Annotated in this window: 20 protein-coding genes and 1 tRNA gene; 6 read left to right on the top strand and 15 right to left on the bottom strand. The window is 64.8% G+C overall.

Translation table 11 applies throughout. The annotated features are described in order from the left end of the window. Position 1: 1 nt before the first annotated feature. On the bottom strand, positions 2–484 hold the full coding sequence (locus tag L7H23_RS04820) for a DUF6456 domain-containing protein (protein ID WP_237838221.1): 483 nt from the start codon (positions 482–484) through the stop codon (positions 2–4). Positions 485–571: 87 nt separating this feature from the next. Between L7H23_RS04820 and L7H23_RS04825 the strand changes: the two genes are divergently transcribed. Both L7H23_RS04825 and L7H23_RS04830 read left to right on the top strand, forming a co-directional pair. After that, the gene (locus L7H23_RS04825; RefSeq protein WP_237838222.1) at positions 572–1,132 is read left to right on the top strand and encodes a helix-turn-helix transcriptional regulator; all 561 of its coding nucleotides are present in this window, start codon (positions 572–574) and stop codon (positions 1,130–1,132) included. Continuing rightward, positions 1,133–2,308: a glycosyltransferase gene (locus tag L7H23_RS04830; protein ID WP_237838223.1), complete on the top strand. Its 1,176-nt coding sequence runs from the start codon at positions 1,133–1,135 to the stop codon at positions 2,306–2,308. Between the two features lie 3 nt (positions 2,309–2,311). Here L7H23_RS04830 and secF read toward each other — a convergent pair whose 3' ends face one another. The 3 genes from secF to yajC are packed head-to-tail and all read right to left on the bottom strand — an operon-like array spanning position 2,312 to position 5,301. Then, entirely contained in the window at positions 2,312–3,292 is a 981-nt protein-coding gene (secF, locus tag L7H23_RS04835) for a protein translocase subunit SecF (RefSeq protein WP_237838224.1), read from the bottom strand. Between the two features lie 15 nt (positions 3,293–3,307). Further along, positions 3,308–4,921 carry a protein translocase subunit SecD gene (gene secD / locus L7H23_RS04840; protein WP_237838225.1) on the bottom strand — a complete coding sequence of 538 codons (1,614 nt, stop codon included), beginning with the start codon at positions 4,919–4,921 and terminating at the stop codon, positions 3,308–3,310. A 50-nt stretch (positions 4,922–4,971) separates the two neighbouring features. Then, positions 4,972–5,301, bottom strand: coding sequence for a preprotein translocase subunit YajC (yajC, locus tag L7H23_RS04845; protein WP_237838226.1), 330 nt, complete (start codon positions 5,299–5,301; stop codon positions 4,972–4,974). A 253-nt stretch (positions 5,302–5,554) separates the two neighbouring features. Between yajC and L7H23_RS04850 the strand changes: the two genes are divergently transcribed. Together L7H23_RS04850 and L7H23_RS04855 are read left to right on the top strand one after the other, a co-directional pair. Further along, positions 5,555–5,631 (top strand) — tRNA-Pro (locus L7H23_RS04850). Positions 5,632–5,675: 44 nt separating this feature from the next. Next, positions 5,676–6,416, top strand: a complete 741-nt coding sequence (locus L7H23_RS04855) for a sulfite exporter TauE/SafE family protein (protein ID WP_237838227.1) — start codon at positions 5,676–5,678, stop codon at positions 6,414–6,416. A gap of 36 nt (positions 6,417–6,452) precedes the next feature. Here L7H23_RS04855 and L7H23_RS04860 read toward each other — a convergent pair whose 3' ends face one another. Both L7H23_RS04860 and L7H23_RS04865 read right to left on the bottom strand, forming a co-directional pair. Next, entirely contained in the window at positions 6,453–6,806 is a 354-nt protein-coding gene (locus L7H23_RS04860; protein ID WP_237838228.1) for an EF-hand domain-containing protein, read from the bottom strand. A 98-nt stretch (positions 6,807–6,904) separates the two neighbouring features. Beyond that, complete coding sequence (locus L7H23_RS04865; RefSeq protein WP_237838229.1) at positions 6,905–7,882, bottom strand: NADPH:quinone oxidoreductase family protein; 978 nt, start codon at positions 7,880–7,882, stop codon at positions 6,905–6,907. Between the two features lie 72 nt (positions 7,883–7,954). Here L7H23_RS04865 and L7H23_RS04870 point away from each other — a divergent pair, with 72 nt between their 5' ends. Together L7H23_RS04870 and L7H23_RS04875 are read left to right on the top strand one after the other, a co-directional pair. After that, positions 7,955–8,524 carry a glycosyl hydrolase 108 family protein gene (locus tag L7H23_RS04870; RefSeq protein ID WP_237838230.1) on the top strand — a complete coding sequence of 190 codons (570 nt, stop codon included), beginning with the start codon at positions 7,955–7,957 and terminating at the stop codon, positions 8,522–8,524. A gap of 61 nt (positions 8,525–8,585) precedes the next feature. Continuing rightward, on the top strand, positions 8,586–8,999 hold the full coding sequence (locus tag L7H23_RS04875; protein WP_237838231.1) for a holin family protein: 414 nt from the start codon (positions 8,586–8,588) through the stop codon (positions 8,997–8,999). On the opposite strand, the gene L7H23_RS04880 is transcribed toward L7H23_RS04875, so the two are convergent. The 9 genes from L7H23_RS04880 to L7H23_RS04920 form a co-directional block, all read right to left on the bottom strand. Next, positions 8,996–9,472, bottom strand: coding sequence for an SRPBCC family protein (locus L7H23_RS04880; protein ID WP_237838232.1), 477 nt, complete (start codon positions 9,470–9,472; stop codon positions 8,996–8,998). The genes L7H23_RS04875 and L7H23_RS04880 overlap by 4 nt on opposite strands. After that, entirely contained in the window at positions 9,469–12,111 is a 2,643-nt protein-coding gene (alaS, locus tag L7H23_RS04885; RefSeq protein WP_237838233.1) for an alanine--tRNA ligase, read from the bottom strand. Before alaS ends, L7H23_RS04880 begins: the two co-directional genes overlap by 4 nt. 63 nt (positions 12,112–12,174) lie before the next feature. Continuing rightward, on the bottom strand, positions 12,175–12,912 hold the full coding sequence (locus tag L7H23_RS04890) for a hypothetical protein (protein ID WP_237838234.1): 738 nt from the start codon (positions 12,910–12,912) through the stop codon (positions 12,175–12,177). Between the two features lie 93 nt (positions 12,913–13,005). Next, a complete protein-coding gene (locus tag L7H23_RS04895; protein WP_237838235.1) occupies positions 13,006–13,596 on the bottom strand; it encodes a hypothetical protein in 591 nt (196 codons plus the stop codon). Beyond that, a complete protein-coding gene (locus tag L7H23_RS04900; protein WP_237838236.1) occupies positions 13,586–14,212 on the bottom strand; it encodes a glutathione S-transferase in 627 nt (208 codons plus the stop codon). The genes L7H23_RS04895 and L7H23_RS04900 overlap by 11 nt, the downstream gene beginning before the upstream one ends. Then, positions 14,209–15,045, bottom strand: a complete 837-nt coding sequence (speB, locus tag L7H23_RS04905; protein WP_237838237.1) for an agmatinase — start codon at positions 15,043–15,045, stop codon at positions 14,209–14,211. The genes L7H23_RS04900 and speB overlap by 4 nt, the downstream gene beginning before the upstream one ends. A gap of 191 nt (positions 15,046–15,236) precedes the next feature. Further along, positions 15,237–16,319, bottom strand: a complete 1,083-nt coding sequence (gene recA, locus L7H23_RS04910) for a recombinase RecA (protein ID WP_237838238.1) — start codon at positions 16,317–16,319, stop codon at positions 15,237–15,239. A 122-nt stretch (positions 16,320–16,441) separates the two neighbouring features. Continuing rightward, entirely contained in the window at positions 16,442–16,795 is a 354-nt protein-coding gene (locus L7H23_RS04915; RefSeq protein WP_237838239.1) for a response regulator, read from the bottom strand. After that, positions 16,788–19,130, bottom strand: coding sequence for a response regulator (locus L7H23_RS04920; protein ID WP_237839117.1), 2,343 nt, complete (start codon positions 19,128–19,130; stop codon positions 16,788–16,790). Before L7H23_RS04920 ends, L7H23_RS04915 begins: the two co-directional genes overlap by 8 nt. Positions 19,131–19,181 lie beyond the last annotated feature (51 nt).

The raw sequence follows: 19,181 nt of genomic DNA on the forward strand, positions 1-19,181 counted from the left end.
TTTACGAGATGCCATAAAACTGCGCCAGCCTGTCGAGCGCCAGCCCCAGCACCAGCTTTCCAGACCGCGCAGGCCATCGCATCGCCTTCTCGGCGGCGCCAATCGCCTCGCCCGCGCAGACCACTCGCCAGCAGATATCGGCCAGTCCGGGACCAGTATGATCGACTGCCGCGTGAAAACGCCTGTGCGCATCCATGCGCGCCAGTGACGCATCCGAAGCCCGCGCGCCACCACGGCTCCGGGCGGGAGGCGCGGCATCCCAGCGCATCGTCACCCGGGCCGACAGTCCCGCACGCTCATAATCGGCGCGCAGCCGTTCTCCTGCCCGCAGTTGCGCCTCGGTCAGCATTCCGCGCGATGCCAGCCACGCGATCGGGCTCTCCGCGACATTCACCGTCACGCGCCGCATCACCTGCGGCCCCGCCTTGCCGGGATCGAGGCGATCGTCGGGATGGATATGCGTTTCCAGACGGCGTGCGGTCATGCGATTCTCCTTCGTTGCACGACCGGCTTGACATTGGATTATTTTGTAGGAAAGAAGAAACCGATTTGGTTATCCGGAGGCTTTGCGATGATCAACAGCATTCGCGCCGTACGCCGCGCCAAGGGCCTGACGCTCGAAGAAGTCGGCCAGCGCTGCGATCCGCCGACGACGGCGCAGACGATCGGGCGCCTCGAAACCGGCACACGCACGCTCTCGCTCGGCTGGATGAACCGCATCGCGAAGGCGCTCGGGGTCGAAGCTGCCGAGCTCGTCCAGCTGCCGCAGGATACCCAGCTTACCATTACAGCCCTGCTGAGCGCCGATGGCGCGCAGGCACCGACGCGCGTCGAACAGGCGCTTACCGCGCGCCCGGGCGAGGATATGGTCGCCATACGCGTCACCTCGTCGATCGGCGATTATCGCGCGGGAGATGAAATCTGGTGCCGCCGGATCGAAGGTGACTGGACGAACGCGCTCAATCGCGATCTCCTCGTCCCCCGCCCTGCCGGGCGTTTCTTCTTCGCCCGCCTGCTCAACGTCGACGGCGAAAAACTCCACCTGCTGCCGCTCGGGACGGGCCAGCGCCAGCAGGTCGTCAGCAACCCGCCCTGGGCGGCGGTCGCCGTTCGCCTGATCCGCACGCTTTAGGTGGCTTCGCGAGAACCCCTGCGCGTCCTGTCGATCGCGACGCTGTTCCCCGACGCTGCGCGGCCCAACTTCGGCCTGTTCGTCGAGAAAAGCCTGCGCGCGCTCGCCGCGCAGCCCGGCGTCGAACTGACGGTCGTCGCGCCCGTCGGCCTTCCCCCCTTCCCGCTCTCGTTGCATCGGCGATATCGCGCGCTCCGCGACCTGCCATGGACCGAACAATGGAACGGCCTCACCGTCCTTCGTCCACGCTTTACGCTGATCCCGCGCTATGGCGCGCGCTTCAATCCGGCGCGGGTCGGGCGCGCGGTGCTGTCGGCCGTTCGAGGAAAGTCGTTCGACATCATCGACGCGCAATTCTTCTACCCCGACGGCCCCGCCGCAATGCGCGTCGCCGATGCACTGGGCCTCCCCTTTTCCGCAAAGGCACGCGGCGCCGACATCAGCCATTTCGGCCATGATCCGGCAACCAGGCAGCAGGTCATCAAGGCCGGCAATCGCGCCGCCGGCCTGCTCGCCGTCTCGGATGCGATGCGCAGCGACATGGCAGCGATCGGCATCGACCGAAACAAGATCGCCGTCCATTATACCGGCATCGACACCGCCCGCTTCCATCCCGGCGATCGCGCTGAAGCGCGTACCGCACTGGGCATGGGGGATGCGCCCGCAATCGCCACCGTCGGCGCACTTATCCCGCGCAAAGGTCAGGCGCTCGTGATCGAGGCCCTGACGAAGCTTCCCGACGTCCACTACTGGCTGGCGGGTGCCGGGGAAGAGGAAGCCCGCTACCGCGCGCTCGCCGAACGGATCGGCGTTGCAGACCGCGTCCATCTTATGGGACCCGTCGCCAACGCCGACCTGCCGCAGCTTTATCGCGCCGCAGATATCGTCGTGATGCCGTCGGTCAGCGAAGGTCTCGCCAATGCGTGGGTCGAAGCGCTCGCCTGCGGGACACCGATCGTGATCAGCGACGCCGGCGGCGCAGCTGAACTCGTCATCTCGCCGATTGCCGGCCGCATCGTCGAGCGAACACCCGATGCAATAGCGGCCGCAATACAGTCCGTTCTCGCGACCCGAGGAACGCAGACGGAGGCTGCAGCCACGCTTGGCGGCCGCTTCGACTGGGACCGCAACGGCCGCGAGCTGGCGGAGCATCTCCGCCGCTGCGCGGGCCGCTAACCGTCACACGACCGCGCCGTCGTCCTTGCGCTGGATGCGCTCGGCACCTTCGCTCGCGGCGCTGGTGCGCGGTACGAAGCTGTGCGGGCCGACCTTCAGCCAGACCAGCACCGGCGTCGACATCAGGATCGACGAATAGGTACCGACGAACACGCCGAACAGCATGGCTGCCGTAAAGCCGAAGATGACATCGGGGCCGAAGATCAGCAACATGCCCAGCGCAAGCATCACCGATACGCTGGTCATCACGGTACGCGACAGCGTCTCGTTGATGCTGAGGTTCAGTAGCGGAACGATCTCCATCTTGCGATATTTCTTCAGATTTTCGCGGACGCGGTCATACACGACGATCGTGTCGTTCAGCGAATAGCCGACGATGGTCAAAAGCGCGGCGATGCTGTTCAGGTCGAACTGCAACTGGGTCACGGCAAAAAAGCCGAAGGTCAGCGCTACTTCGTGGAACAGGCGTCCGAGCGCGCCGACGCCGAACTGCCATTCGAAGCGGATCCAGATATAGATCGAGATGCCGAGCATCGCGAGCGCCAAGCTCAGGGCGCCGGTGCTGATCAACTCGCCGGACACCTTGCCCGACACCGTTTCGACCGACCCGGTATGTGCGGTCGGGAAGGCCTTCTGGATGCCCGCGACCAGCTGCTTGCCGGCGCGATCCGCGACGGTCTTGTCGCCTTCGGGCAGCGCGGTACGGATCGACACCGCCTTGTCCGATCCGAACTGCTGGATCGTCGGTTCGCCGAGCCCGATATGGCTGACCTTTTCGCGGATCTCGTCGATCGGCGGCATGGCCTGCGGGAATTCGACGCGGACCGACTGGCCGCCGACGAAGTCGACGCCGAGGTTCAGCCCCTTCACCGCAACGAGCGCGATCGAGATCGCGACGAGGATAAAGCTCATTGCCGAAGCGAGCTTGCGCCACTTCAGAAAATCGATGTTCGTGTCGTCGGGGACGAGTTTCAGCAAACGCATGATGTCGCCCTTTCCTTAAATGTTGATCGTCGTCGGGCGCGTCTTGTGCAGCCAGCGGGCGGCGAACAGGCGCGTGACGGTAACGGCGGTGAAAACGCTGGTAACGATGCCGATGGTCAGAACCACCGCAAAGCCCTTGATCGGGCCCGAGCCGAACCAGAACATCAGCAAGGCCGCGATCACGTTGGTGACGTTGGCGTCGAAAATCGCGCGGCTAGCCTCGGAATAACCGAGTTCGACGGCCTGGAAGACACGTCGTCCGCGCTTGAGTTCTTCGCGTATGCGTTCGTTGATCAGCACGTTGGCGTCGACGGCCGCACCGACCGTAAGCACGAAGCCCGCGATGCCGGGAAGCGTCAGCGTCGCGTTGAACGCCGCCATGATCGCGATGATCAGGAAGATGTTGAAGAACAGCGCGACGTTCGCATAGATGCCGAAGCGGCCATAGACGAGAACCATCAGCGTCAGCACCGCGACGGTCGCGACGATCCCGGCGATGATGCCCTTGCGGATCGAGTCGGCGCCCAGTTCGGGGGTCACCGTGCGCTCCTCGACCACGGTCATCTTGACGGGCAGAGCACCCGAGCGCAGCGAAATCGCCAGATTGTTCGCGCTCGCGACCGAGAAGCTTCCCGAAATCTGCGCGCTACCGCCCAGAATGGGTTCGTTGATCGACGGCGCCGACAGAACCTTGCCATCAAGGACCATCGCAAAGCGCTTGCCGACATTCTGTGCCGTGACCTTCGCAAAAGTCGCCGAGCCACCCGAATCGAAACGGATGTTGACGACCGGCTGGCCCGACTGGCCATCATAGCCCTGCTTGGCGTCGAGCAGCTGCTCGCCGCTGATCATCACCTGGCGGCGCAGCACCTCGAACGGCGCGCTGCCATTGGCGCCTTCGGCGTAGGGGACGATCTCGCTGCCCACCGGCGCGCGGCCCGCGGCCGCCTCGTTCGGATCGGCGTTCGGGTCGACCATGCGGAATTCGAGGCGGGCGGTCTTGCCGATCAGGTCCTTCAGCTGCTGCGGATCCTGAAGACCCGGCACCTGTACCACGATCCGGTCGTCGCCCTGACGGATGATCGTCGGCTCGCGGGTACCGAGCGCGTTGACGCGCTTGTCGATGATCTCGCGCGCCGTATCCATGGCGCCCGCGATGGCCTGTTTCTGACCGGCTGCGGTCGGCGTCATCACGATGCGCGTCGTATCGACGACATCGATCGTCCAGTCGCGCTGCCCGGTCAGCCCGGCGCCCTGCGTTTCGCTGAACAACCGTTCGCGCGCCGCGTCGAGCTGTGCCTGATCGCGGACGAGGAAGCTGATCTTGCCCCCGGCCGTCGAAAGCTCGCCGATCGCGATATCGTCATCGGGACCGCGCTCGCCGCGCATTGCGGCACGCACCGTCTTTTCCATGTTCGCCAGCTGCGTCTTCTGCAGGTCGTCGATGTCGGCCTCGAGCAGCAGATGGCTGCCGCCCGCAAGGTCGAGGCCCAGATTGACCTTGATCTGCGCGATGCCCGGCAGCTTGTCGAACGTCTTGGACGGGAGGAAGCTGGGAATGGCGAAAAGGATGCCGAGCAGCAGGATAATGCTGATGCCGATGGTCTTCCAGCGCGGGAAATCTAGCATGATAGGTTCCGGTCAGTCTGGCGGCGCCGCCGATGTGCAGCGCCGGCGCGTCAGTCGTTCGCGGGCTTGGTGCCGGGCTCGAGCACGTCGGCGAGGGTCGACTTCACGACCTTGATCTTCACGCCCTGTGCGATCTCGACATCGGCGAAATCATCGTCGACGCGGGTCACCTTGCCTACGATACCGCCGCCGGTCACGACCTGGTCGCGCGGCTTCACTGCGGCGATCTTGGCCCGGTGCTCCTTGGCGCGCTGCTGCTGCGGACGGATCAGGAAGAGCCAGAAAACGACGAAGATCAGCAGATAGGGCACCAGCATGATGAAACCGGCGGCCCCGCCCCCGGAACCAGCCGCCTGGGTCAGAAGCAGATTGGTCGACATGAATGAAAGACTTTCTCGTTGCAGCTTCGGTCATTCCCGATCGGAAAGCCGAGCAAATATGGCGCGGCGCCTATCACGCAGGGGCGTGGCGCGCAACCGTCGCTGCAACCCTCCCCCGCGGCAAGCGACGGCCGAAATGGGGTGCCGGACGGCGCGGTCAAGGGCCGGCGCAGAGATTGCATCGCCATGCCCATCGCCGCTTGCATCGCCAGCCAAGCCGCGCTAGGGGCCTCGCCTGCCCGAAAGGGCCGGTCGGGACGTAGCGCAGCCTGGTAGCGCATCACACTGGGGGTGTGGGGGTCGGAGGTTCGAATCCTCTCGTCCCGACCAATTTCAACCGCGGGTTCGCGGTTCGTACCGGAAGCGAGGGCGCGATGCAGGCAAGCGTGCTGATCGTCATAGCCGCTTTCCTCACCTCCATTCTCTCGGGCATTTTCGGCATGGCCGGCGGCATCGTCTTCATGGGCGTGCTGACATGGCTGTTGCCGGCGGCCCTCGCCCTAGCGCTCCACGGCGTCATCCAGTTCGCATCGAACCTCTGGCGTTTCCTGCTGCATCGGCGCCACGTTGTCTGGCCGGTACTGGTCTGGTTTGCAGTCGGCTCGGCGGCATCGCTCGGCCTTTTCTCGCTGATCGTTTTCGCGCCGACCAAATTCCTCGTCTTCCTGGGCCTTGGCCTGACCCCGATCCTCGTCTGGCTTCCCGAACGCTGGATCCGCCTCGACGCGGCCAAACCCCTGCACGCGCTGGGCGGGGGCTTTGTCTCGAACGGCGTCTCGCTCATCTCCGGCGTGTCGGGCCCGGTCAGCGACCTGCTGTTCGTCAACACCGGCCTCAACCGCCATCAGGTCGTCGCGACCAAGGCAGTGATGCAGGCGATGGGCCACGCCTCGAAGATTCTTGTCTATGGCGGCCTGCTGCTGAGCCCCGCCGCGCGTGAAGCCATCGCGCTCCCGGCGACGCTGATCGCCATTGCGGCCTCGATGGCCGGCATCACGGTCGGCGGCTATATTCTCGACCGGATCAGCGACGCGCAGTTCCGCACCATGCGCCGCTGGCTCGTCACCCTCGTCGGCCTGACGTTTCTGGTCCAGGCGGCGCTGCTCGTCCTGTGATCCCCGGCACGCGGCCGGGGATCATCGCTTTCCTTGTCAGTTCGCGTCCGAAGGTCCCTCCTGGGGTGCATCCGGCGCGCTGTCCTGCGGCGGGGCCGACGCGCGCGCCTTGCGCATCGCTTCGAGTTCGCCCTTGTCGATGAAGCCGTCGCCATTGGCGTCGAGATGCTTGAAGAAGATATCGATCTTCTCGGGTGCCGCGAGCGACGGATCGCCCTGCCGCTGCGCCCGCATCTCCGCCATCTTGGTGACCTCGGCCTTGTCGAGCTTGCCGTCGCCGTTGGTGTCGATCATCGCAAACATCCGCCCGCCGTCCTGGGGCGGCTGAGCCGAAGCCAGCACCGGAGCGGCCAGGGCGGCCGAAACCGCGACCATCATCAATTTCTTCATTTCATGTCCTTTTGTTCATCCCGGCGAACGCGCCGTACGGCCCCGCGCGGACATGGCGGCGCGGATGTCGCAAAACTATGGCAGCCGCACTCGGTTCGTCACGGACGAAGCACGACCTTTCCGATTACCTCGCGCCGTTCGAGCATCGCGAACGCCTCGCGCCAGTCGGCAAGATCAAGCGCGGCATGCACATGCGGCCGGATCCGGCCTTCCGCCGCCAGCGCGTCGATCGCCGCGACATTCTCCGCGCCGCGGTCCGGGAAACGGCGCCCATATTCGCCGGCGCGCACGCCGACCACCGAGAATCCCTTGATCAGCGGCATATTGACCGACACTTTGGGAATCCGGCCCGAAGCAAATCCGATCACGAGCAGACGTCCGCCGAAGGCGATACAACGCGTCGATTCATCGAACACGTCGCCGCCCACGGGGTCGAAAATCACGTCGGCGCCCTTTCCGCCGGTCAGCGCCTTCACTTCCTCGCGAAAGCCCGGTTCGGCCGCGATCACCGCATCGGGGCCATAGAACTTCACGATCGCATCGCGCTTCGCCGCGCTGCTCGCCGCAGCGATCACCTTCGCGCCGAGTGCTTTCGCCAGATCGACCGTCGCCAATCCGACGCCCCCTGCCGCGCCATGAACCAGCAACGTCTCGCCTGCCTCGATCTTCCCGCAGCGGACGAGCGCGACATAGGCAGTGAGATACGCGACCGGATAGGCCGCGGCCTCTTCCCAACCCAGCGCGTCAGGCTTGGGCCGGAGCGCGCCGGCGGGAACCAGCGTATATTCGGCCATCGCTCCAAACCGGTTGCCGCCGACGACCGCATCGCCCGCGCGCCAGCCGGCAACGCCCTCACCCACCGCATCGACCTCGCCGGCGAACTCCAACCCCGACACAAAAGGCAGGTCGGGCTTCAACTGATAGCCGCCTCCGGTCATCAGCAGGTCCGGAAAATTGACCGCCGCCGCACGCACACGGACGCGCACTTCGCCCGGCCCCGGCTCGGGCACCGGAAGGTCAACAACCGCCGCACCGGCATGATCGGGCAACAACGCACGCACCTGCAAAGCCCGCATCAAGAAAAGCCTTTCCTACAATGTACCTATATGGTTCGTTATTATTATTGCAATAACCGGAAGGAGCGAATCATGCCAAGACCAGATCCTTCGATCAACGACGCCGACGCGTTGATCGATGCCGTCATCGACCGCGAAGGCCGATATGTAAACCACCCCGCCGACCGCGGCGGCCCCACCTGCTGGGGAATCACCGAAGCGGTCGCACGCGCGCAAGGGTTTGACGGCTGCATGCGCGACCTGCCGCGCGCCGAGGCGGCCGCTATCTATCGCCGTCTCTATTGGCTGCGCCCCGGCTTCGACAAGGTTGCCCTTCGCGCGCCGAAGATCGCGGGCGAGTTGTTCGATACCGGCGTCAACATGGGCACCGGCACCGCCGCCGGCTTCCTCCAGCGCGCGCTCAACGCGCTCAACCGTGCCGCACGCGACTATCCCGACATTGCCGTCGATCGCGAGATCGGCCCGCGCACATTATCGGCGCTCGACGGCTTCCTGAAAGCCCGCGGCAAGAGCGGCGAAATCGTGCTCCTCCGGGCGATGGAAGCGCTGCAGGGCGAACGTTACATCGCGCTCGCCGAACGCCGTCCGAGCCAGGAGGCCTTTCTCTATGGCTGGCTCGCCAATCGCATCGGCCCGGACTGACGCGGCAGCTGCCGCCTCGAGGCTGAACTTCACTGAACTTTGACGACAAAGGAACACCGGAATGAGCATCATCGAAGGCCTGATCGGCCCCGTCGCCAAGCTGATCGACAAGATCATCCCCGACCCCGAAGCACGCGACCGCGCGAAACTTGAGCTGCTGAAGCTCGAGGGCAGTCAGGAAATGGAAGCGATCAAGACGCGAATGACTGCGATCGTTGCCGAAGCCAACAGCGCCGACCCCTGGACCAGCCGCGCGCGGCCGAGCTTCCTCTATGTCATGTATGCGCTGTTGCTCTGGGCGATCCCGATGGGTCTGATCGCCGCCGCACGGCCCGATATGGCGAAGGGCATCGCCGAAGGGATGAACGCCTATCTCGCGGGCATTCCCGAGCCGCTCTATGCGCTCTTCGGGACGGGCTATCTGGGGTACACCGCGGCACGGGCGTGGGGGAAGGCGAAAGGGGTCGAGGGCTAAACCTCAACCACCCCGGCCAGGTTCGCGAGCGAGCTATTCAGCCCCTCGACATGGTCCTTCGCCGAAATACCCGGCGGCACGTGATGCGCATCGATCGTGACCAGCGTGCCGCCGCTCTGCCGCGACAGATACCAGTGCATTTCCATCGTCCCCGAAAAGCGCGGATCGTCGGATTCGAATTCGACCTGCCACACCACCAGCCGCCCGTCGTCGAGCGTCGGAATATAGACTTCCACGACGTCACTGTCGTCGTCGCTCTTGGTCTCGACATCGGCGTCGTCGAAAGTCAGCCGCATCAAAAAGCCGCCGCCCGCGCGCAGGTCGACATGCTCGAACGTCCCCGTCGCTCCCTCGGGCGGCAACCATTGCGCGAGCGTCGCCGCGCTCGTGAACGCGGCAAAGACATCGACCAGGGGCGCGGCGATCAGCCGCTCGGCATGATCGATGCGCCGCGTCTTCTTGGTCGGTTTCAAGCGAGCGCGGCTTTGACTGCCGCAACGGCGTCGTTCGCCGCAGCGCCGTCAGGGCCACCGCCCTGCGCCATGTCAGCGCGCCCCCCGCCGCCCTGCCCGCCAAGCGCGGCGACCGCCACCTTGACCAGATCGACGGCGCTATGGCTGCCCGTCCTGTCGTCGGTCACGCCGACCGCGACCGAAGCGCGCCCGTCGTTGACCGCAACGAGAATCGCTACACCGCTGCCGACCTGCTTCTTCAGCCAGTCGACCGTGCCGCGCAACTCCTTCGGATCGAGCCCGTCGACAACCTGCGCGAGGAAAGCGACATCGCCGACCTGCTCGACCGCCGGTCCCGCCGCCGCGCCGCCGCCGCCCATCGCCAGTGCTTTCTTCGCATCGGCGAGCTCGCGCTCCGCCTTCCTGAGCTGCTCGGCAAGCGCGACAACGCGTGCCGGCACATCGTCAGGCGAGGTCTTGAGCGCCGCTGCCGCCGCCTTCAACGCCTCGTCGCGGCCGTTGAGCCACTGACGCGCCGCTTCGCCGGTCAGCGCCTCGATACGCCGGACGCCCGAAGAGACCGCGCTCTCGCTGATGATCTTGAACAAACCGATGTCGCCGAGTGCGCGGACGTGCGTCCCGCCGCACAGCTCGACCGAATAGCTGTGGTCGTCGGCATGCCCCATCGACAGCACGCGCACTTCGTCGCCATATTTCTCGCCGAACAGCGCCATCGCGCCCGCCGCGATCGCATCGTCGGGGGTCATCAGCCGGGTCGACACTGCGTCGTTGCCGCGGATCTGCGCGTTCACATCGGCTTCGACCTCCGAAATCTCTTCGGCGGTCAGCGCCTTGGGATGCGAGAAGTCGAAGCGGAAGCGATCTTCGGCAACTAGGCTGCCCTTCTGCGTCACATGCCCGCCAAGCCGGTTGCGGAGCGCCGCGTGCAGCAGGTGCGTCGCGCTGTGATTGGCGCGGATGCGGTCGCGACGCTCGGCATCGACGGTCAGCTGTACCGTATCGCCGACCTTCAGCGTCCCCGCCTCCAGCTTCGCCTGATGCGTATGCAGGCGGCCGAGCGGCTTGCCCGTGTCGCTGACAATCGCCTTTGCGCCGTCCAGCGTCGTGATCGAACCAGCGTCGCCCATCTGGCCGCCGCTCTCGCCATAGAAGGGCGTCTGGTTGGTCAGCACGACGACCTCGTCGCCTGCCTTGGCGTCGTCGACCGGCTTGCCGTCCCTGACGAGGCCGATCACCGTCGCCTCGCCCGCGGTCGAGGTATAGCCCGTGAATTCGGTGCTGCCGTTGGTCTCGGCAAGATCGAACCAGATTTCGTCCGACGCCTTCTCGCCGCTGCCCTTCCACGCCGCGCGCGCTGCGGCCTTTTGCTGCGCCATGGCCGCATCGAAGCCCGCACGATCGACCGCGATGTCGTTGGAGCGCAGCGCATCTTCGGTCAGGTCATAGGGGAAGCCATAGGTATCATAGAGCTTGAACGCGACCTCGCCCGACAGCGTATCGCCCTTGCCCATGCCGACGGTCGCCTCGTCGAGCAGGCGAAGCCCCTTGTCGAGCGTCTGCCGGAACTTGGTTTCCTCACGCTCCAGCGTCTCGGCGATCAGCGGCTGCGCGCGGATCAGTTCGGGATAGGCAGCGCCCATCTCGGCGGTCAGCGACGGCAACAGCCGGTGCATCAGCGGATCCTTCGCACCGAGCAGGTGCGCGTGGCGCATGGCGCGGCGCATGATCCGGCGCAGCACATAGCCGCGCCCCTCATTCGACGGCAGCACGCCGTCGGCGACAAGGAAGCTCGAGGCACGGAGGTGATCGGCGATCACGCGGTGGCTCGCCTGCGTCGCGCCCTCGGCCGGCACGCCGGTCAGATCGACCGACGCCGCGATCAGCGCCTTGAACGTGTCGGTGTCATAATTGTCGTGGACGCCCTGCAGCACGGCCGCAACGCGTTCCAGTCCCATGCCCGTATCGATGCTCGGCCGCGGAAGGTCGACGCGCTCGCCGCCCGGCAGCTGTTCATACTGCATGAACACCAGGTTCCAGATCTCGACGAAACGGTCGCCATCCTCTTCGGGCGATCCGGGCGGGCCGCCCCAGATATGGTCGCCATGATCATAGAAGATTTCGCTGCACGGCCCGCACGGCCCCGTGTCGCCCATCGACCAGAAATTGTCGCTGGTCGGGATACGGATGATCCGCTCGTCGGGCAGGCCCGCGATTTTCTTCCACAGGTCGAATGCCTCGTCATCGGTGTGATAGACGGTCGCGGTCAGCTTTTCGGGAGCGAGGCCCCAGGTCCTGGTGATCAGGTTCCACGCATGGTGGATCGCCTGCTCCTTGAAATAGTCGCCGAAGGAGAAATTCCCCAGCATTTCAAAGAAGGTGTGGTGCCGCGCGGTATAGCCGACATTGTCGAGGTCATTGTGCTTGCCGCCCGCGCGCACGCACTTCTGCGACGAAGCCGCGGTGCTGTACGGGCGCTTTTCCAGCCCGGTGAAGACATTCTTGAACGGCACCATGCCCGCGTTGACGAACATCAGCGTCGGGTCGTTGTACGGCACCAGCGGCGCCGACGGCTCGATATGGTGGCCTGCCTCCCCGAAATAGTCGAGGAAAGAGCGGCGAATGTCGTTGGTCGAGGTCATGCGCGCGATCTAGTGCGGCACGCCACGTTTCTCAAGCATTTCGAACGGGAATACCGAGGCGGGTCATCGTGCGCACAGCCCGTCGAGTTCTTCGTCGGTCAGGCCCTGCTGGTCGACAAGCGCCTGCGCGATATACTGCACGTCATATTGCGAGATTCGATACTCGTTTTCGCGGACCCGCTGGAGGAGGATGCCTCCGCAGGTGCCCGCGATGCCGGGATGATCGTCCCAGACCGAAAAATAGACATAGGCGCCGGGATAGGCGGCCCAGTCGGGATTGTTGATCCACCGGACGAATTTCGGCGTCAGCGCGCCGTTGGTTCCCGTCCGGTTTCTGACCACGTCATTGTGCAGCGATGTCCATTGCGCGTCGGTGATTTCGATGATCGGATCCATCATCGCAATCCCCGCCTTGTCGCCGCGGTCGAGCCGGTCGAGAAAGCGCGTGGCATATACTGTCGCATTGCTCGTTTCGGCCGTGCTGGCGACCCAGTCGGCAGGAACCGGCTTGTAGGGGTCGGTAGCCGGGTTGAAACAAAAGAATACCTGCTGGAATTTCTCGATCACCATGAGGTTGCGTGCTGTGTCGACGCGGCTATCGAAATTGTGGCGGCCGAACCGGACGCTCTGGCTGCCGCAACGCTTTTCCGCGGCGACCTTGATGCGGTCGACGATGGTGGTCATCTCGCCCGAATCGAACGTCGTCACCGATGCGGTATAACGGTTGCCCACCGTCGCCTCGATCCGGATGTCCGGCGCGGTCGGTGCTGCCAGTAACAACGCAAGAGCCAAGGCTGCCATGTTGATCTTTCCCCACAGGTCGTGCCGCCCCCCGGCGACGCGGGCCGTTGTGCGCAGCGCTGCCCCGCCGCGCAAGCCCAATTTTCCGGCCGGTCAAAAGGCGGTCGCGATCCCTTTTCCCAGATAGCAGGGCAGCTGGCGCAAGACGTCGGCCTTGGGCACGCCGTCCTCCATCAGTTCGGGCGGCACCTCGGACGTGTCGATCCGCACCACGGTAAAGGGGTCGCCCGGCTTGGCCCGATGAACGGCGACATATCCGCAATCCATCGTCCCATCCTTGCGGTCACCGCGAAAATCGAAGGCCGCATAGAGGCCGGGCGGCTGCCCCGCCGGATCGAGATACCAGCTGAGGCGGAGGATGCGAATCTGGCCGTCGGCCCACAGGGTCGGGCGCTTGCGCTGATTCATTTCCCACTCGAGCCGCGGGTTCGATGCCTGGAACGACAGGCGCAGCATGGCGTAGGCGGCCGCAAAGTCGCGTTTCGCCAGAGCCATGGTGTAACTTGCAAAGCGGTCGACCGCGCCTTCCTCGTCGGCCGGCGCGGGACTGAAGCTGACGCCCTCCGGTACGACGACATCGCGCTCGACCTCGGGCGCGACGGTCGGCGGCGCTGCGATTGCGGCCGGAACGCCCATCAGCAGGATCGCGACCGCCAATGTGGCACGCGTCCGGTCAATAGCCATAATAGGCGCCGCCCTTTTCGCGAGCGCGTCGCCAAGCGGGCCGGTCGTGGCAGCGGTTCACGAAATCTGCGAGCTTCGGATAGCGCGGCGCCATGCCCTGCATGATCGCGATCTCGGCCGGAAAGCTCAGCATGATGTCGGCGGCCGACAGGCTGTCGCCGATGAAGTGCCCGTTCGGGCCGACACGGCTTTCCATATAGGCGAAATGCGAATCGAGCTGTTGCGCGATACGTGGCTCGATCACCGCCGCCGCCTCGCCGATCCGCGCGGTGTAGAGGCGAAGCAGGATCGGCGTCATGGCGGAACCTTCGGCAAAGTGCAGCCATTCGAGATGGCTGATATGCTCGTCGGTACCGCGCGGAGGGACGAGGTCGCCGCCGCCATGCCGTTCGCACAGATATTCGGTAATCGCACCCGATTCGGTGATCACGCGGCCATTATCCTCGATCACCGGAGATTTTCCGAGCGGGTGTATGGCAAGCAGTTCAGGCGGCGCGAGGTTGGTGACGGGATCTCGGTCATAATATTTGACCTCGTATGGCGCTCCGATCTCTTCGAGCAGCCAAAGGATGCGCTGCGAGCGGCTGTTGTTGAGGTGATGGACGATCAGGGTCATCGCGTGTCTCCTTGAGGGGCCGGATTATAAATGCCGTTGCGGTCGATCAGCGCCGCAAGTTCACGCACCAGCTTGGCGCCGAGAATCGCGGTGACATCCCCGATATCCCGGCCGGGATGATGCTCGACGATGTCGGCGCCGACGATCGGCGCGGTTTGCTTGTGCAACACCGCGAGTACCTCCCGAACCGTCAGCCCGCCTGGCTCGGGATGCGCGACGCCCGGCGCTGCGGAGGGGTCGAGCCCGTCGAGGTCGATCGAAATATAGAGTGGGCCATCGAGCACCGGCACCGCATCCGGGGAGAAGCCGGTCATCGGGATAACCTCCACCCCGAAGCGCGCGGCCTGTGCGCGGCAATGACCGTTGAGCGTGCGGATGCCGACCTGCACGAGCCGCTTTGCGTGTCCGGCTTCGCAGATCCGCGCGAAAGGTGAGGCGTGGCTACGCGGATTTCCGCCGAAATCATCATAGAGATCGGGATGGGCGTCGAAGTGAAGGATTGTCACCGCGCCATGACAGGTCGCCGCAGCCTCGACGAGTGGAAAGGTCACGGCATGATCGCCGCCGAGCGCCAGCGGGACCTCGCCATCTTCGTGCAACATTGCGACATGGCGCCGGATCGCCGCATCGTCGCGCGGAGTGTCTTCGACAAGCGGTAAATCGCCGTCATCGGCAAATGCAATATCGACACCTATCTCGGGTCCGAGCTCACTTGCCAGATTTCCGCGGTCGCTGTGCAGAGCCGCTCGGATAGCGGCCGGCCCTGCGGCAGCCCCGCGCTCAAAGCTGCTGTTTATGTCGGTAGGCAGGCCGAAAAGGCGGATCGCGGGCATGCGCCGCTTGTAGCCGCTGTCAGGTCCCGCGCAAGGAACAACGGAACGAGGTTCAACGGCGGGCGGGCCGACCTGCAGGAGAGGGACATATGCAGATTGCAGCCGCAAGGAAGCTGCCGGGCCCGCCGCCGTCGGCCGGCCGGTCCACAGGAGAGGGAAACCGGCCGGATGGCGTATTCATGCCGGGGCGTTCAGATGTTGCCGTCGTCTCCGTCATCGTCGGGACCGGCCATCATCTCTTCGGCCACCGCGTCGGTACGACCGCGAATGGCCGCTTCCAGCCGTTCGCGAAGTTCGGGATTCTCGGTCAGGAAGGTCTTCGCATTTTCGCGCCCCTGCCCGATGCGGATCGAGTCATAGCTGAACCACGCGCCCGATTTCTCGACGAGCCCGGCCTTGACGCCGATATCGAGGATTTCGCCGATCTTCGAAATGCCCTGCCCGTACATGATGTCGAACTCGACCTGCTTGAACGGTGGCGCGACCTTGTTCTTCACGACCTTGACCCGGGTCGTGTTGCCGACGATCTCGTCGCCATTCTTGATCTGGCCGGTACGACGGATATCGAGACGGACCGACGCATAGAATTTGAGTGCGTTGCCGCCGGTCGTGGTTTCGGGATTGCCGTACATCACGCCGATCTTCATGCGCAGCTGGTTGATGAAGATCACCATGCAGCGCGAGCGGCTGATCGAGCCGGTGAGCTTGCGCAGCGACTGCGACATCAGGCGTGCCTGCAGGCCGACATGGCTGTCGCCCATCTCGCCCTCGATTTCGGCGCGCGGAACGAGCGCGGCCACCGAGTCGACGACGAGCACGTCGATCGCGTTCGAGCGCACGAGCGTGTCGACGATTTCGAGCGCCTGCTCGCCGGTGTCGGGCTGCGACACGATCAGTTCGTCGATATTGACGCCGAGCTTGCGGGCGTAGACGGGGTCGAGCGCATGTTCGGCGTCGACGAAGGCGACGGTGCCGCCGGTCTTTTGCGCTTCGGCGAGCGTGTGCAAAGCCAGCGTAGTTTTGCCCGAGCTTTCGGGACCATAGATTTCGATGACGCGGCCGCGCGGCAAACCGCCGACACCGAGCGCGATGTCGAGACCGAGCGAACCGGTCGAGATCGCCTCCACCTGCATCGCTTCCTTCGAGCCCAGCTTCATTACCGAGCCCTTGCCGAACGCGCGATCGATCTGCGCGAGCGCGGCGTCGAGCGCCTTCTGCCTATCCGTTCCGTTCACTGATTTCCCCGATTCGACGAGTGACAATTGTCCGGCCATGACCGTCCCTTTCCAGCTCTAGAGCGACAGCAGAAGCATCGCAATGTCAGAGCTGTGTACGTTATTTGTTCTACGTGAACAAGTAGGGAACAAAAGAAATTTCGACCGGCGCAAGAAGCCCGCTATTCCGCCAAAAATCCGTTGAGCGTCGCTTCGATCTCGCTGAGCCGGAACGGCTTGGTCACCAGCATCCTGTGCGCATGCACGGCGGGAATCACGTCACCCCCGCCCGAGGTGAACGCGAAGGGGATGTTTCGCTCGGCCAAGGCATCCGCGATCGGCCAACCTTTCTCGTCGCCGAGATTGATGTCGATCAGCGCGGCGTCGACCGGCCCGGACCTGATGATTGCCAGCGCCTCCTCGTTCGTCGTCGCTTGCGCCGGCTCCGGCAACCCGAGAGCGTCGAACATGTCGACCAGCATCATCCCGATCAGCACGTCATCCTCGACGAGCAGGATGCGGCGCCCCTCAGCCATTGGCGGCCCCGCGATGCGCCGCATTATCCAGCGCTGCCGACACCGCCTCGGTCAGCTGCGCGACCGAGAAGGGCTTGGGCAGAAACGCGACATCATCGATATTGATCGACTGGCGGAGTTGCTCCTCGGCATAGCCGGACATGAAAAGCACGGGCAGTGCCGGCCGCTTGGCACGCATTGCGCGCACCATCGCCGGGCCGTCCATTGTCGGCATCACGACATCGCTGACGATCAGATCGATCCTGTCCATTGCAGCAAAGCGCTCCAATCCTTCCTCTCCCTGCGAAGCGGTCACGACGCTATAACCCGCACGGGTCAGTGCTCGTTCCGCAACGGCCCGAACCATATCCTCATCTTCGACCAATAGGATCGTTCCGGTACCCCACTGGCTCTTCTTGGGCTTTGCCGGCGGTACGGTAACCGCCGGAGCGCCGCCCTCTGCGCGATGGACCGGCAGATAGATGGTAAAGCTCGTTTCGCCCGGCCTGCTGTCGGCGAAGATAAAGCCGGCGGATTGCTTGATGATACCATAGACGGTCGAGAGGCCGAGCCCGGTCCCCTTCCCCACATCCTTGGTCGTGAAAAAGGGCTCGAAAATCTTGGGCAGGACATCCGCAGGGATGCCGGTCCCCGTGTCGCTTACCTTGAGCGCACTGTAATCGGCGGGTGGCATGAACTCGTTGCCCATCTGACGGACGTCGGCGGCCGAGACGGGGTAGGTTTCGATCGTCAGCGTGCCGTTGCCCGACATCGCGTCGCGCGCGTTGACCGCCAGATTGATGATCACCTGTTCGAGCTGACCCGGATCCGCGCGTACCGCGCCAAGGCCGCGACCATGGTGAACGGAAAGCTGGACGGTGTCGCCGATCAGGCGCTTCAGCAAATGCGACACCTCCGAAATAACGTCCGGGAGTTGCAAGATCTGCGGTCGCAACGTCTGCTGGCGCGAGAAGGCAAGCAACTGCCGCGTAAGGCTGGCAGCGCGATTGGCATTGCTGCGAATTTGCTGGATATCGTCATAGTCGCTGTCGCCGGGCGTATGACGCATCAGCATCAGGTCGCAGGCGCCGAGCACGGCGGTCAGTATGTTGTTGAAGTCGTGCGCAACACCGCCCGCGAGCTGGCCGACCGCCTGCATCTTCGATGCCTGCGCGACCTGTCGCTTGAGACGCGATTCTTCGCTCGAATCCTTCAGGCTGAGCAGCACCGCCGCCTCGCCCAGTCCGCGCACCCCGACGACGCGCATCGAGACCGGCTCGTCACTCTGCCCCACGAGGCGTATCGACAGGTCGCCCCCCACCTGCTGCCCGCTGCTGTGTCGACGGATCATGTCGGCAAGCGGGCTTTTGTCCTCGCCGACGACAAGGTCGCCCGGATAGCGCGGCTGCTTGCCCTCCCCGACACCCGCAGCCCGGAGGAAGGCCCGGTTCATATAGAGAAAGCGGCCATCGCGGTCGACGAGGGCAAGCCCGAAGGGAAGAAGGGACAACAGCGTCTCGACATAGGTCTGGGCGGTACCGCGATCTGCCGGCCCCATTTCCTCGTCGAGCATCGCCAGCAACACCGGGCCATTGGTATCGGCCGGCGTCAATGGAACCTGAATCATGCGGACGGGCGTCGCGCGGTCGCCCTCGCGGGCGAAATAGAGCGACCCGGCATCGTCGAGCCGGAGCATCGGCGCGACGTCGCGGCCCGCATAATGCGCCTGATCACTTTCGTTCAGCGCGCGGAGGAGGAATGCCTTGTTTGCGGTGCGGAGCCGACCCTCGGAGCTGACCAGTGCTGCCATCACGCCAGCGTTTCCCAACGTGCGGCCTGCGGGCCCGTCAAGGTGGCGGACAATTTCGGTTGCCAGATCGAGCCGTTCGAGCGCGGAGAAGCGCCAGACGAGATAATCTTCGGCCTGGCCCGTACGCGTCACCTGCGCGCGGAGCTGAAGCGGCCCGACCGCGATATCGTCGGCCACACCTTCGCCGTCGCGCCACGCGCCGCGACCCGCATTCTTGAGCAGTTCGGCACCGCGCCCGTCGAGCGGCAACCCGGGAGGCGTCACGAAGCCGCCCATCCAGGTGGCGAACAGGTCGTTTGCGCAAACGAGACGGCCGGCGCGATCGGTCACCGCGATCGCAACATCGTCATGGTTTACGGCTTGCCGAAGCATGGTCCAGTCGGGGGTAACGGCCTCACCGGCCGAAGCACCGGGAAACAGGCGCCTCGCCAGCACCGCACCGCCAACGGCAATCGCCAGCCCGGCGAGAAAGCCGGCGGCCAGCACCCCGCTGCGCGTCGCCCAGAACAGCAGGGCAACGGACAGCAGCGCGAGGCCGCCGACGATCGCGAAATCAAGGCGCGAAACAATCGCGCGCGCGGAAAGCGGCCCCGCGGC

This window comes from Sphingopyxis sp. BSN-002 (assembly GCF_022024275.1).
GTDB lineage: Bacteria > Pseudomonadota > Alphaproteobacteria > Sphingomonadales > Sphingomonadaceae > Sphingopyxis.

Excerpts from the sequence above, each read along its gene's own strand:
- L7H23_RS04820 (WP_237838221.1), bottom strand. The coding sequence starts at position 484 with ATGACCGCACGCCGTCTGGAAACGCATATCCATCCCGACGATCGCCTC.
- L7H23_RS04825 (WP_237838222.1), top strand. The coding sequence starts at position 572 with ATGATCAACAGCATTCGCGCCGTACGCCGCGCCAAGGGCCTGACGCTC.
- secF (WP_237838224.1), bottom strand. The coding sequence starts at position 3,292 with ATGCGTTTGCTGAAACTCGTCCCCGACGACACGAACATCGATTTTCTG.
- secD (WP_237838225.1), bottom strand. The coding sequence starts at position 4,921 with ATGCTAGATTTCCCGCGCTGGAAGACCATCGGCATCAGCATTATCCTG.
- yajC (WP_237838226.1), bottom strand. The coding sequence starts at position 5,301 with ATGTCGACCAATCTGCTTCTGACCCAGGCGGCTGGTTCCGGGGGCGGG.
- L7H23_RS04855 (WP_237838227.1), top strand. The coding sequence starts at position 5,676 with ATGCAGGCAAGCGTGCTGATCGTCATAGCCGCTTTCCTCACCTCCATT.
- L7H23_RS04860 (WP_237838228.1), bottom strand. The coding sequence starts at position 6,806 with ATGAAGAAATTGATGATGGTCGCGGTTTCGGCCGCCCTGGCCGCTCCG.
- L7H23_RS04865 (WP_237838229.1), bottom strand. The coding sequence starts at position 7,882 with ATGCGGGCTTTGCAGGTGCGTGCGTTGTTGCCCGATCATGCCGGTGCG.
- L7H23_RS04870 (WP_237838230.1), top strand. The coding sequence starts at position 7,955 with ATGCCAAGACCAGATCCTTCGATCAACGACGCCGACGCGTTGATCGAT.
- L7H23_RS04875 (WP_237838231.1), top strand. The coding sequence starts at position 8,586 with ATGAGCATCATCGAAGGCCTGATCGGCCCCGTCGCCAAGCTGATCGAC.
- alaS (WP_237838233.1), bottom strand. The coding sequence starts at position 12,111 with ATGACCTCGACCAACGACATTCGCCGCTCTTTCCTCGACTATTTCGGG.
- L7H23_RS04890 (WP_237838234.1), bottom strand. The coding sequence starts at position 12,912 with ATGGCAGCCTTGGCTCTTGCGTTGTTACTGGCAGCACCGACCGCGCCG.
- L7H23_RS04895 (WP_237838235.1), bottom strand. The coding sequence starts at position 13,596 with ATGGCTATTGACCGGACGCGTGCCACATTGGCGGTCGCGATCCTGCTG.
- L7H23_RS04900 (WP_237838236.1), bottom strand. The coding sequence starts at position 14,212 with ATGACCCTGATCGTCCATCACCTCAACAACAGCCGCTCGCAGCGCATC.
- speB (WP_237838237.1), bottom strand. The coding sequence starts at position 15,045 with ATGCCCGCGATCCGCCTTTTCGGCCTGCCTACCGACATAAACAGCAGC.
- recA (WP_237838238.1), bottom strand. The coding sequence starts at position 16,319 with ATGGCCGGACAATTGTCACTCGTCGAATCGGGGAAATCAGTGAACGGA.
- L7H23_RS04915 (WP_237838239.1), bottom strand. The coding sequence starts at position 16,795 with ATGGCTGAGGGGCGCCGCATCCTGCTCGTCGAGGATGACGTGCTGATC.